The 13629-nt window shown below is 48.7% G+C and carries 13 protein-coding genes; all 13 read left to right on the forward strand.

Translation table 11 applies throughout. From position 1 onward, the window contains the following. The first annotated feature begins 190 nt into the window (after positions 1-190). A complete protein-coding gene (locus HMPREF3139_RS02665) occupies positions 191-487 on the forward strand; it encodes a helix-turn-helix domain-containing protein (RefSeq protein WP_003680870.1) in 297 nt (98 codons plus the stop codon). A gap of 19 nt (positions 488-506) precedes the next feature. After that, the gene (glnD, locus tag HMPREF3139_RS02670) at positions 507-3065 is read left to right on the forward strand and encodes a [protein-PII] uridylyltransferase (protein ID WP_070460310.1); all 2559 of its coding nucleotides are present in this window, start codon (positions 507-509) and stop codon (positions 3063-3065) included. Between the two features lie 792 nt (positions 3066-3857). Then, positions 3858-4307, forward strand: coding sequence for a pilin (locus HMPREF3139_RS02675; protein ID WP_070460312.1), 450 nt, complete (start codon positions 3858-3860; stop codon positions 4305-4307). 104 nt (positions 4308-4411) lie between these two features. After that, complete coding sequence (locus tag HMPREF3139_RS02680) at positions 4412-4885, forward strand: pilin (protein WP_070460313.1); 474 nt, start codon at positions 4412-4414, stop codon at positions 4883-4885. Between the two features lie 402 nt (positions 4886-5287). Continuing rightward, positions 5288-5770, forward strand: a complete 483-nt coding sequence (locus HMPREF3139_RS02685; RefSeq protein ID WP_003684427.1) for an Lrp/AsnC family transcriptional regulator — start codon at positions 5288-5290, stop codon at positions 5768-5770. 117 nt (positions 5771-5887) lie between these two features. Further along, entirely contained in the window at positions 5888-6484 is a 597-nt protein-coding gene (locus HMPREF3139_RS02690; protein WP_070460316.1) for a DUF1415 domain-containing protein, read from the forward strand. Positions 6485-6498: 14 nt separating this feature from the next. Further along, positions 6499-6858, forward strand: coding sequence for a YbaN family protein (locus HMPREF3139_RS02695; RefSeq protein ID WP_070460318.1), 360 nt, complete (start codon positions 6499-6501; stop codon positions 6856-6858). A 442-nt stretch (positions 6859-7300) separates the two neighbouring features. Then, the gene (locus HMPREF3139_RS02700; RefSeq protein WP_070460320.1) at positions 7301-8719 is read left to right on the forward strand and encodes a sodium:proton antiporter; all 1419 of its coding nucleotides are present in this window, start codon (positions 7301-7303) and stop codon (positions 8717-8719) included. Positions 8720-9058: 339 nt separating this feature from the next. After that, complete coding sequence (locus tag HMPREF3139_RS02705; RefSeq protein ID WP_070460322.1) at positions 9059-10402, forward strand: Na(+)-translocating NADH-quinone reductase subunit A; 1344 nt, start codon at positions 9059-9061, stop codon at positions 10400-10402. A gap of 2 nt (positions 10403-10404) precedes the next feature. Continuing rightward, positions 10405-11637, forward strand: a complete 1233-nt coding sequence (locus HMPREF3139_RS02710) for an NADH:ubiquinone reductase (Na(+)-transporting) subunit B (RefSeq protein WP_070460324.1) — start codon at positions 10405-10407, stop codon at positions 11635-11637. Continuing rightward, positions 11630-12406 (forward strand): Na(+)-translocating NADH-quinone reductase subunit C, encoded by a 777-nt coding sequence (locus tag HMPREF3139_RS02715; protein WP_070460326.1) that lies wholly within the window; start codon positions 11630-11632, stop codon positions 12404-12406. The genes HMPREF3139_RS02710 and HMPREF3139_RS02715 overlap by 8 nt, the downstream gene beginning before the upstream one ends. Next, complete coding sequence (locus tag HMPREF3139_RS02720) at positions 12406-13032, forward strand: NADH:ubiquinone reductase (Na(+)-transporting) subunit D (RefSeq protein ID WP_003684313.1); 627 nt, start codon at positions 12406-12408, stop codon at positions 13030-13032. The genes HMPREF3139_RS02715 and HMPREF3139_RS02720 overlap by 1 nt, the downstream gene beginning before the upstream one ends. A gap of 3 nt (positions 13033-13035) precedes the next feature. Further along, positions 13036-13629: an NADH:ubiquinone reductase (Na(+)-transporting) subunit E gene (gene nqrE / locus HMPREF3139_RS02725; RefSeq protein WP_003684365.1), complete on the forward strand. Its 594-nt coding sequence runs from the start codon at positions 13036-13038 to the stop codon at positions 13627-13629.

A 13629-nucleotide genomic window follows, 5' to 3' on the forward strand; every position in this document is an offset into this window, starting at 1 on the left:
TATTTGGGTAAAATCAGGAGTAATTAGGAGCGGAAATAAACGAAAACCTGTGTTTGGATTTCGGCTGTCGGGGGAAAAGGAATTTTGCAAAGGTCTCAGGCCGTCTGAAATCTTTCAGACGGCCTTTCCTTTCCCCTCACAAAAATAGTATAAAATCTCCTTATCGTTCAAACCACAAACTCAAAATACCATGGTCAACAAACTCACTCCCCCTCCAAGCCTGCCCGATCCGCAAGACCTCCGTGCCGTTATCGCTTACAACATGCGCCTCTACCGCGTTAATCACGGCTGGTCGCAAGAAGAACTGGCGCGCCAATGCGGACTTGACCGCACCTACGTCTCCGCCGTCGAGCGCAAACGCTGGAACATCGCCCTTTCCAACATCGAAAAAATCGCATCCGCACTCAAAATCGCCCCTTACAAACTCCTTCTTCCGCCGCAAGAGATGCTCCGCCAAATGACCGAGCCTGCCGACACCCAAGCCTAGTTCACAGCCAGACACCATCATGACCGCCGCCCAACAAGCCATCCAAACCTACCGGCAGCAAAAAGCCGCAGCAGAAACTGCCTACCGCAAAAACAACCGCCCTACCGCTTACTTCCGCGACCATATCGCCGCGGCCGAAACCCTGCTGCAAACCCTCTGGCAAATCCATTTTCCCGACAGCAACGACATCAGTCTCATTGCCATCGGTGGCTTCGGGCGTTGCGAACTCTACCCCCATTCTGACTGGGACTTAGCGATTATTTCCTCGACCCCATTTTCAGACGGCCTGCAACAGCAAACCGCCCAATTTATTCAAACCCTTTGGGACGCACGCCTCAATCCGGCCATCAAAAGCGGCAGCATAGAAGAAATCCTCCAAAGCACCCAAAACGACATTACCGGCGAAACCGCCTTTCTTGAAGCACGCCACCTACAAGGCAATGCCGACCTTACCGCACAACTTCTAAACAAACTCAACACACGCCGCGACACAGCCGCCTTTATCGAAGCCAAACTCCTCGAAATGGAGCAACGCCACACCAAATCCCAAGGCACAGGCGCACAACTCGAACCCAACATCAAAACCTGCCCCGGAGGCCTGCGCGACATCCACACCCTGATTTGGACAGCCAAAGCACAAGGCATAGACAGCAACCCCACCGCCCTCGTTACCGCCGGCTTCCTCACCCGCGCCGAAGCCGGCATGCTGGCCCATGGCTACCGCCGTCTCGCCAACATCCGCATTCACCTCCACCTTACCGCTGACCGTCCCGAAGACAGACTGCTTTTCGACTACCAGTCCCAAGTCGCCGAAAGCTTAGGCTATACCCAACCCGACATCCGCGGCCGAAGCGAAGCCCTGATGCACACCTTCTACCGCGCCACCAAAGCCATCAAACAACTCAACGGCATCCTCATTCCGGTTCTCAAAAACCATCAAACCCCCGGCCGTCCCCAACATATCCACCCCATCGACAACCACTACAAACGCATCGGCCACCAAATCGCCGCCAACGACCTTGCTCTGTTCGAGCAAAACCCCGAACACATCTTTACCATCATCCAAACCATGCAGGAGCAAAACATCACCACCATCGAGCCGCAAACCCTGCGCGCATGGTGGGCGGCCACACGGAAAATCAACGCCCGTTTCACCCAAAATCCAGAAAACCGCCGCCGCTTCATCCAATTCTTCAAACACGGCACCGGCCTTACCCAAACCCTCCGTTTTCTCAACCTCTACGGCGTATTGGGCCGCTATCTCCCCGCATGGGAAAAAATCACCGGCCTGCTCCAACACGACCTATTCCATATTTACCCCGTAGACGACCACATCCTGACCGTCGTCCGCAATATGCGCCGTCTCGCCATCGAAACCCACAGCCACGAAATGCCCGAAGCCAGCGCCATCATGCAGGCCTACCCACGACCACACGTCCTCTACACCGCCGCCCTACTGCACGACATCGCCAAAGGCCGTGGCGGCGATCACGCAAAAGAAGGCATCAAAGACGCCCAACAATTCGCCGCCAACCACTACTACACCGAAGAAGAAAGCCATCTCCTCGCATGGCTGGTTGAAAACCACCTGCTCATGTCCACCGTTGCCCAAAAAGAAGACATCCAAGATCCCCATGTCCTCCAAGCCTTTTGCCGCCGTATTCCCACACGCGAATACCTCGACGCACTCTATCTGCTTACCATTGCCGACATCCGCGGCACCAACCCCAAACTTTGGAACACATGGCGCGCCAGTCTGCTCCAAACCCTCTACCACAGCACCGCCGCCGTTTTAAACAGCAAACACCACGATCCCGAACGCCTCCCCAACCGACGCGAACAAGCCTCGACCGATCAGCTCACGCGCGCGGCCGTTCCCCTCAAAAACCAACAAAAACTCCGCCGCATCCTCGGCAGCGCATACTACGTCCGCCATCAAACGCGGGAAATCCTCTGGCACACCGCAAACCTCGCCTACGACACCCAAAGTCCGGCCGTCCGCAGCCGCATCCTTCCCCAAAGCAACAGCCTTCAAGTCATGGTGTTCATGCCCAATGGCGACCGCCTCTTCGCACGCCTCTGCCGCATTTTCAGCAGCCACCGCTTCGACATCCAAGCCGCCCGCGCCTTCATCACCGAGCACGACTACATCCTTGACACCTTTATCCTGCAACTCCCCGACAATCTCCCGCCCGAAGAATATCCCGACCGCCAAAGCGCACTTGAAGCCGAACTCAACAGCTTCATCCACGGCAATACCACCGTCCAAAAACAAAGCGGCCGCCCGCACATCAGCCGCCGCATCCGCCACATCCCCATTCCGCCTACCGTAATCATCACCCCCGAAGAAGATTATCCCGGCTGGCACACCATAGACATCACCGCCGTCAACCGCCCCCACCTCCTCGCCGACATCGCCGAGACCTTCTTCGCCCACAACATCAGCCTGCGCTACGCCAAAATTACCACCTTGGATCAGCGCATTGAGGACAGCTTCATTACCTACAGCCCATCCCTGCAAGACCCGCAAATCCAAAACACCCTAAAGCAGGCATTGGTCGAAGTCTTAACCCCATAAAGGCCGTCTGAACATCTTAAAAACATAGGGTGAGCATTTTTTGCTCACCCTAATCGCACCCAAAAATATAAACATCCTGAATATACCCTTCTCAAACACTCAAGAAATCCAAAGCCTTAAAATTCGAAACCAAAACTTCCTTCTGACATAAAACTACATTCTAAAATCATAACCCATATGGATATAATTTCAGTAACAAATTTTCATTCACCTATTATGCCAAATCCCCTTCAAAAATCCTTCCTTCCAAATTTTTTCCTTATCCGTATTCAAACAAAATACGCATAAAAAATAAAACTCATAAAAAACAAAAAAATAAAATCAAAAAATATTAAACTCACCGATTAATCCATAAAATCACCACCCATCCAAATCAATTAACATATTATTGAAACAAGATTAATTTCTGACAAAAAACGTCACATGACCAAACTCGCACACACTCCCTGTCACAAAAAACACAAAACTGACAAAAAACGTCAACCCCCTAATTTCTCTAAAATCCTGAAACTTTCAAACAAAACATCACAAAATTTAAAATTTTAAAAATAATCCCAATAAAAACAATAAATAAAAAATAAAAAATAAATTTTTTAATCAATTTTGCGCACTTGGCACACCGACTGCTTGAAACAACACGTCCGATAAGGCCCAAGCCTCAAAGCAGCAAGCCCGACGGAAGCTGTATATTCCTTCTTACTTATGGTTTACTCATAATACATAGTGCCAAGCACATTACGGACTTTTTACTTAAACACAATTATTCACACTTTCAAACTGGAGTTTTAAACAATGAAAGCAATCCAAAAAGGTTTTACCCTGATCGAATTGATGATCGTCATCGCGATTATCGGCATCTTGGCAGTTATCGCCCTGCCTGCATACCAAGACTACACTGCACGTGCTCAAGTTTCTGAAGCCATCTCTTTGATGGAAGGTCAAAAGTCTGCTGTTGTTGAATACTATGCAGATAAAGGTAAATGGCCTAAAAATAATACAGAGGCTGGTATCGCAGCACCTACCGATATTAAAGGTAAATACGTTGCTCAAGTTGCTGTAGGCACAAATGGTGTTCTGACTGCAACAATGAAAAATACTGATGTCAATAATGATATTAAAGGTAAAACAGTTATGTTATCACCTGATGTAACTGGTAATGCTACCTCTTCTAAAGGTTCTTTCACTTGGACCTGTAAGAAAGGTACTGTTGATAGCAAATTCTTGCCTTCTTCTTGCCGTTAATAATTTGTTACCAACAAATTTAAAAGCTTAAAGAGCAAATCCCATAATGTGATTATGGGATTTGCTTTATAAAAATAAAAAAAACTTAAAAACGATACGCTCAAATGAATACCCCATTTCAAGCCCAAAAAGGTTTTACCCTAATTGAGCTGATGATAGTTATCGCCATCCTCGGTATTCTGGTTGTTGTCGCCATACCCACTTATCAAAACTATATCGGTAGGGCGCAAGCCTCCGAAGCACTATACCTTGCCGACGACCTGAAAACCGAAATCAGCATTGCCTCAGCGGTAAATAATCGCCTGCCCAATGCAGAGGATGTCAGTAAACAAGGCTCAATCGGCGTTACCGCTCAACGCATCGGCGGCACATACATCCAAAACGGTGGCGTAACTGTAGAAGCAGATACAGGCAAAATCAGCATTCCTTTCGATAAAGGGCAAAACAAAGGCAAAGTCCTGACCCTGACCCCTTATCGAAATCATAACGATTCGACTTGGTTGCTCAACTGGCAATGCGGCGGAACGCTGGATCCGATAATGGTTCCCGCCATGTGCCGTGACAACTCACACGGATAAGAAGCAAGCATATACCCTAAGAAAAACACACAAATACATTGCAAAGAAAACACCCCAAACAAAGCCAAATACAAACGCGGAAAGCGAACAAACCAAAAGAACAAAACTCTCCAAAACAAGGTCCTTAAGAGCCTGAATGATCACATTACGAAAATAAATGCCGTCTGAAATCATTTTCAGACGGCCTCTTTATATCCAATCCTAATATGACATAAAACTTTGGTCTTGATTAGTTTCAGACGGCCTTCATCTTTTCACCACTACATAAAACAAATTCGCAACACCCCTGATAAGACAATTTGTCGCACATCTGAACTCAATATATAATTTAACCATGCAAGTCTTTATTTTTAAGCATTTTTCATTTTCAAAACATATATTATCGACACTGGGAGAACCATCATGCCTCATCTAAACTTGGACAAAACGGATTTAAAAATTCTGCAGGTTTTGCAGGAAAATGGGCGGTTGAGCAATGTTGAGCTTTCTGAAAAGGTGGCGCTCTCCCCTTCTCCCTGCCTGCGCCGTCTCAAACAGCTTGAAGATGCTGGCATCATTCAAAAATATGCCGCCCAGCTTTCCCCTGTCTCTTTGGGCTTGGGTTTGCAGGCTTTTATCCGTGTATCGATTAGCAAGGCAAAAGATGCGCGCGAGGATTTTTCCGAATCTGTCCGCGCTTGGCCGGAAGTATTGAGCTGCTTTGCTTTAACGGGCGAAACCGATTATCTGCTCCATGCCTTTTTTACCGATATGAACGCGTTTTCCCATTTTGTTTTGGACACGCTGCTTTCGCACCACGGCGTGCAAGATGCGCAATCAAGTTTTGTGTTGAAAGAAATTAAAAACACGACTGCTCTGCCTTTGGTTCATTTGGTTCAGGATTGATGATTTGAAACCGATAAAGGCCGTCTGTTTTTCAGACGGCCTTTTAAATTCCAATGGTTTGCTTTCATGTCCATACACTTGTATACTTTTTAAGAATAATTCACATAAGCTTTTACTATGACTGACACCACCCATCTCGATAGCAATACTGTTTCAGAACATACCAAACAATGGCTGGAAAAAGCCGTTATCGGGCTGAATCTCTGCCCGTTTGCCAAAGCGCCGCACGTTAAAAACCTGGTTCGCATCGTTGTCAGCGAAGCCCGTCATTTGGATGGTTTCCTTGAAGACTTGGATCGTGAATTGCAGCTTCTGGGCAATACGCCCGCTTCGGAATTGGAAACCACTTTACTGGTTCATCCAACGCTGTTCCCTGATTTTGAAACCTTCAACCAAATGTTGGAAATCGCCGATGATGCCGTTGTAGAAAACGAATTGGAAGGCATTGTCCAAATTGCGCCGTTCCATCCTGACTTCCAATTTGAAGGCACTGAAGCCGACAACATCAGCAACTACACCAATCGCTCACCCTACCCGACTTTGCACTTGATTCGTGAAGACAGTATTGCCAAAGCGGCTGAAGCATTTCCCGATGCCTCGGCAATTTTTGACCGCAATATCGCGCTGCTGGAAAAAATGGGGCATGAGGGCTGGGATAAATTAGACATTCCGCGTTGTCCATTTCCACATCACAAGCCGTCTGAAAACAAATAATTGGTGACGGGAATATGGTTCGCTATTTATTGATTTTTTGCGGCGCATTGTCGCTCGTCTTGGGCATTATTGGCATTTTCCTGCCATTACTGCCGACTACGCCTTTCATTTTATTGACCGCCGCCTTCTGGGCAAAAGCTTCGCCGCGCTTTCACAATTGGCTGTATCATCACCGCCATTTCGGCCCGATCATACAAAACTGGGAAAATAACGGCGCCGTGCCACGCAAGGCAAAATTCTTCGCTATCGGCATGATGGCCCTTTCTTGCCTGTTTATGTTTTGGCAATTTCCAGAACGCTGGTGGATGGGTGCCGTTTCATCAGTCTTCTGTAGCTGCGTGGCAGTGTGGATGTGGTTACGGCCGGAGGCATAAAATAAAACAGGTGGGCATTTTCGCTTACCTGTTTTTTATTTTCACACCTAATTTATCCATTAAAACAATCAGTAAGGACTAAAACACCCTATTTCATCCTCATTTTTCAGACGGCCTCCATTTATTCAATCAAATGTAAATTTTAGCTAAAATTAATTCAAAGTATTTTTTCGATAGCATTATTTTCAATATTTCAAACTCCTGTTTCAAAAACATTTTTTTACTACTTTCGACTACTTCCCTCCCTTTTATTTCTTTATTTGTATCAACATTTCTTTTGATTCCAACACTCTAAACCGTCCCTTAACACTTGCTTTGCGTTATACTTTCCCCTGACACCACCGCGCAGTTCGTCTGGATATTTTCAGACGGCCTGAATATTTCACCGCCGTGCTTTCTCAACGAAGTTCCTCACGGCGCAACAGAATAAAAAGGAAATACTATGCGCTATCTCTCATTTTTACTGCTTCTTGCCGCCTTTCCTGCTGCGGCATCCGATTTTGACGGCTCATCCGCAAGCCTGCTTTGGGGTCTGCCGTTTGCACTGATTCTCTTGTCTATTGCACTCGGACCTCTGTTTTTCTCCCATACTTGGCACCACCACTTCGGCAAAATTACGGCGTTTTGGACGCTGCTGTTTTTAACTCCATTCATCGTAACCTTTGGTTTCGGAGCCGGCGTACATACCGTTGCCCATGCATTGGTTGAAGAATATATCCCCTTTATCCTGCTGCTTTTGGCGCTCTATACCATTTCAGGCGGTATTTTTGTCAGCGGCGATTTGCATGGTTCGCCTAAATTGAACACAATCCTGTTGGCAGTCGGTACGGCTTTGTCTTCCATCATGGGGACAACAGGCGCGGCGATGCTGATGATTCGTCCGCTTTTGAAAGCCAACCATAAACGCCACTACCGCGTTCACATTGTGATTTTCTTCATTTTCTTGGTGGCAAATATCGGCGGTGGTCTGACTCCTTTAGGCGATCCTCCGCTGTTCTTAGGATTCCTGAAAGGCGTAGATTTCATGTGGACGGTCAAACACATGCTGATGCCTGTATTGATCAGTTCTGTGGTTTTACTGGCCGTTTTCTACATCATCGACAGCCGACACTTCAACCGTGAACAAAGCGAACACCTTGCTCCTGCTCCTTCCGATAAAGAAGAAAAAGTCAAAATTTACGGCAAATGGAATTTCCTGTTGCTGGCCGGTGTAGTCGGCGCGGTTTTATTGTCCGGCTTGTGGAAACCAAATCATCCGGGCTTTGAAATCTTGGGCAGCCATTACGCCTTGCAAAACCTGATGCGCGATGGCATTTTGCTGGCTTTGACCGCCGTATCTTGGATTATTACGCCCAAACAGGTACGCGCAGGCAATGAGTTCAACTTCGAGCCGATTGCCGAAGTGGGCAAACTGTTTTTGGGTATTTTCATTACCATTTCCCCCGTCTTGGCGATTTTGAAAGCTGGTGAAACAGGCGCATTGGCTTCTGTTGTTTCTTTGGTTCACGACGCGGCAGGCAATCCGATTAATGTGATGTATTTCTGGATGAGCGGTTTGTTGTCGGCATTCTTGGATAACGCGCCGACTTATTTGGTGTTCTTCAATATGGCCGGTGGCGATGCCCAAGCTTTGATGACAGGCCATCTGTTCCATTCGCTGCTGGCAGTATCCATGGGTTCCGTATTTATGGGCGCGCTCACTTATATCGGTAATGCGCCGAACTTCATGGTCAAAGCCATTGCCGAACAACGCGGCGTACCGATGCCTTCCTTCTTCGGCTACATGGCATGGTCGGTAATTGTATTGGTACCGCTGTTTGCCCTGCATACGATGATTTTCTTCGTTTGGCAGCTCTTTTAAAACTTAGAGGCCGTCTGAAATTCAGACGGCCTTTTATTTTCAGCTATATCATCAAATATAGCGTTTAAATATCAATCAGTTAAAAATTATTTCCCTTAACACTCGATTACACATTCCTCCTTTTTTCCCAATTTTCCCGTAAAAATAAGCGTAAAACTGACATAAAGCAGCCTATACCTGATAAAATCTAAAGCTTTGTTGTTTGCGTTTATTCATTGTTTTTATAGCAAACCTCTGCTTTTTTTTAGACGGCCCACCCTTTGTTTCAAAGCATTACATGCCGTCTGAAAAAACAATCCGACATCCGAATCTCAACCCACCAAAAAGTAACGCATCCTTATGATTAAGATAAAAAAAGGCTTAGACCTGCCTATCGCAGGCAGACCGGAGCAAGTCATTTATGACGGCCCGGCCATTACCGAAGTCGCGTTGCTTGGCGAAGAATATGTCGGCATGCGCCCCTCGATGAAAATCAAGGAAGGCGAAGCCGTCAAAAAAGGCCAAGTGCTGTTTGAAGACAAAAAGAATCCGGGCGTAGTATTTACCGCTCCGGCTTCAGGCAAAATCGCCGCGATTCACCGTGGCGAAAAGCGCGTACTTCAGTCAGTCGTGATTGCCGTTGAAGGCAACGACGAAATCGAGTTCGAACGCTACGCACCTGAAGCGCTGGCAAAATTGAGCAGCGAAGAAGTGCGCCGCAACCTGATTCAATCCGGTTTGTGGACTGCGCTGCGTACCCGTCCGTTCAGCAAAATCCCTGCCGTCGATGCCGAGCCGTTCGCCATCTTCGTCAATGCGATGGACACCAATCCGCTGGCTGCCGATCCTACAGTCATCATCAAAGAAGCCTCCGAGGACTTCAAACGCGGCCTGTTGGTATTGAGCTGCCTGACCGAGCGTAAAATCCATGTGTGTAAAGCAGCAGGCGCAGATGTGCCGTCTGAAAACGCTGCCAACATCGAAACACATGAATTTGGCGGCCCGCATCCTGCTGGTTTGAGTGGCACGCACATTCATTTCATCGAACCAGTCGGTGCGAACAAAACCGTTTGGACCATCAATTATCAAGATGTAATTGCCATTGGCCGTTTGTTTGCAACAGGCCGTCTGAACACCGAACGCGTTGTTGCCCTGGGCGGCTCTCAAGTCAACAAACCGCGCCTCTTGCGTACCGTTTTGGGTGCGAAAGTATCGCAAATTACTGCGGGCGAATTGGTTGATGCAGACAACCGCGTGATTTCCGGCTCAGTATTGAACGGCGCGATTGCACAAGGCGCGCACGATTACCTCGGCCGCTACCACAATCAGATTTCCGTTATCGAAGAAGGCCGCAGCAAAGAGCTGTTCGGCTGGGTTGCGCCACAACCGGACAAATACTCCATCACGCGCACAACCCTCGGCCATTTCCTGAAAAACAAACTCTTCAAGTTCAACACAGCCGTCAACGGCGGCGACCGCGCCATGGTACCGATCGGCACTTACGAGCGCGTGATGCCGTTGGACATCCTGCCTACCCTGCTCTTGCGCGATTTAATCGTCGGCGATACCGACAGCGCTCAGGCATTGGGTTGCTTGGAATTGGACGAAGAAGACCTCGCTTTGTGCAGCTTCGTCTGCCCGGGCAAATACGAATACGGCCCGCTGTTGCGCAAGGTGCTGGAAACCATTGAGAAGGAAGGCTGATTATGGGCTTGAAACATTTTCTTGAAAAAATCGAACCGCACTTCCTGCCGGGAGGCAAACATGAAAAATGGTATGCCCTCTACGAAGCTGCGGCGACGATTTTCTATACATCCGGCGCGGTAACGCGCAAAGCGGCCCACGTCCGCGATGCGCTCGACTCCAAGCGCATGATGATCTTGGTGTGGCTGGCTTTGTTCCCTGCCATGTTCTACGGTATGTACAACGTCGGCGCACAGGCATTCGGTGCGTTAACGCCTGATTTGCTGCAACAAAATATCGCCAACGACTGGCATTACGCCCTTGCCAACGCTTTGGGCATCAATATGTCGTCTGAGGCGGGCGTGTTGGGCAAAATGCTGTTCGGCGCGATTTTCTTCCTGCCGATTTACGCGACTGTATTTGTTGTGGGCGGCTTCTGGGAAGTTTTGTTCGCATCCGTACGCAAACACGAAATCAACGAAGGTTTCTTCGTGACTTCGATTCTGTTTGCTTTGATTGTTCCCCCTACCCTGCCTTTGTGGCAAGCGGCTTTGGGTATTTCTTTCGGCGTTGTGGTTGCGAAAGAAGTATTCGGCGGTACAGGTAAAAACTTCATGAACCCTGCTCTTGCAGGCCGTGCGTTCCTGTTCTTCGCCTACCCTGCCAACATTACCGGCGATACCATTTGGACTGCGGTTGATGGCTATTCCGGTGCCACTGCTTTGGCGCAATGGGCGGCACACGGTGCAGACGGCCTGAAAAATGCTGTAACCGGTCAAGCCATTTCTTGGATGGATGCGTTTATCGGTAATGTACCCGGCTCAATCGGCGAAGTGTCCACTTTGGCGCTCTTAATCGGCGGCGCGTTTATCGTGTTCACCCGTATTGCCTCTTGGCGCATTATCGCCGGCGTGATGATCGGTATGATTGCCATGTCTTCACTGTTTAACTTCATCGGTTCGGACACCAACGCCATGTTCTCCATGCCTTGGTACTGGCACTTGGTAGTCGGTGGCTTTGCCATTGGTATGCTGTTTATGGCGACCGACCCTGTTTCCGCTTCCTTTACCAATGTCGGCAAATGGTGGTACGGCGCGTTAATCGGCGTGATGTGCGTATTGATCCGCGTGGTCAACCCTGCTTACCCCGAAGGCATGATGTTGGCGATTCTGTTTGCCAACCTGTTTGCCCCGATTTTCGACTATTTCGTCGCACAAGCGAACATCAAACGCAGAAAGGCGCGCAGCAATGGCTAAGAAATTCGATAAAGACAGCTTCAGCGGCACGCTGATTGTGGTATTGGTTGTCAGCCTGATTTGTTCCATCATCGTTGCCGGTGCGGTCGTCGGCTTGAAACCCATCCAAGAGAAACAAAAACTCCAGGACAAACAAGGCTATATCTTGAGCGTAGCCGGTTTGATGGATAAAAACACCGACATCAGCAAAACCTTTGCCGAGCGTATCGAGCAACGTGTCGTGGACTTGGCTACCGGCGAATACGTCGCCGATGCGCCTAAAGACTTCAGCGCACGCGTTGCCGGCAAAGACCCTGCCCAAAGCATCCAAATCAAACCCGAAGACGATTTGGCCGGTATCAAGAGCCGTGCCAAATACACCGAGGTTTATCTGGTAAAAGGCGATGACGGCAAAGTCAGCCAAATCATCCTGCCTATGCACGGTAACGGTTTGTGGTCTGTTATGTACGGCTTTGTCGCCATCCAACCCGACGGCAACACCATCAACGGCATCACCTACTACGACCAAGGTGAAACCCCGGGCTTGGGCGGCGAAATCGGCAACCCTCTGTGGCAACAAAAATTCGTCGGCAAAAAACTGTTTGACGAACAAGGCAAACTCGCCCTGCACGTCGGCAAAGGCGCAGGCTCAGACAAAGAACACGGCGTAGATGCCCTCTCCGGCGCATCGCTGACATCTAAAGGCGTGCAAGGTTCGTTCGCCTACTGGTTCGGCGAAAACGGCTATATCCCCTACCTGAACAAATTGAAATCAGCAGGAGCACAATAATGGCTGACATGAAACGCTTGAAATATTTGATGTTTTCACCCTTTATCGACAACAACCCGATTGCCTTGCAGGTTTTGGGTATTTGTTCGGCTTTGGCGGTTACCACCAAACTTCAGACGGCCATCGTAATGGGTATTTCCGTAGCTTTGGTAACCGGTTTTTCCAGCTTCTTCATTTCTTTGGTACGCAACTACATCCCCAACAGCATCCGTATTATTGTGCAAATGGCGATTGTTGCTTCCTTGGTAACGCTGGTTGACCAACTGCTCCAAGCCTTTGCTTATGAGCTGTCCAAACAGCTGTCCGTATTCGTCGGCCTGATTATTACCAACTGTATCGTAATGGGCCGTGCCGAAGCATTCGCCATGAAAGAGCCGCCGCTGGAAAGCTTGGTTGACGGTATCGGCAACGGCGCAGGTTACGGCATGATGTTGATCATCATCGCAACCATCCGCGAACTGATCGGCTCTGGCAAGCTCTTTGGCTACACCATTTTCCAAACAGTACAAGATGGCGGCTGGTATCAAACCAACGGCTTGTTCTTGCTCGCCCCTAGCGCGTTCTTCATCATCGGCTTCTTGGTATGGGGTCTGCGCACTTGGAAACCTGAACAGGCGGAGAAATAACACATGGAACATTACTTAAGCCTCTTTGTAAAATCCGTCTTTCTGGAAAACATGGCACTTTCCTTCTTCTTGGGAATGTGTACATTTTTGGCGGTATCTAAAAAAGTATCCACCGCATTCGGTTTGGGCGTTGCCGTTACTTTCGTACTCGGCCTGTCCGTCCCAGCCAACCAACTGGTTTACTCGCTGCTGAAAGACGGCGCGCTGGTTGAAGGTGTGGACCTGACCTTCCTGAAATTCATCACCTTCATCGGCGTGATTGCCGCTTTGGTGCAGATTTTGGAAATGTTCTTGGATAAATTCGTCCCTGCCCTCTACAACGCATTGGGTATCTACCTGCCCCTGATTACCGTAAACTGCGCGATTTTCGGTGCCGTATCGTTTATGGCGCAACGCGAATACAACTTCGGCGAGTCCGTTGTATACGGTTTCGGTGCAGGTCTGGGCTGGCTTTTGGCTATTGTCGCTTTGGCGGGCATTACCGAAAAAATGAAATATTCGGATGTCCCTAAAGGCCTCAAAGGCTTGGGCATTACCTTTATCGCCGCTGGCCTGATGGCAATGGCGTTTATGTCGTTCTCCGGCATCCAGTTATAA

The organism is Neisseria sp. HMSC15G01 (assembly GCF_001808255.1).
In the GTDB taxonomy this organism is placed as follows: Bacteria; Pseudomonadota; Gammaproteobacteria; order Burkholderiales; family Neisseriaceae; genus Neisseria; species Neisseria subflava_A.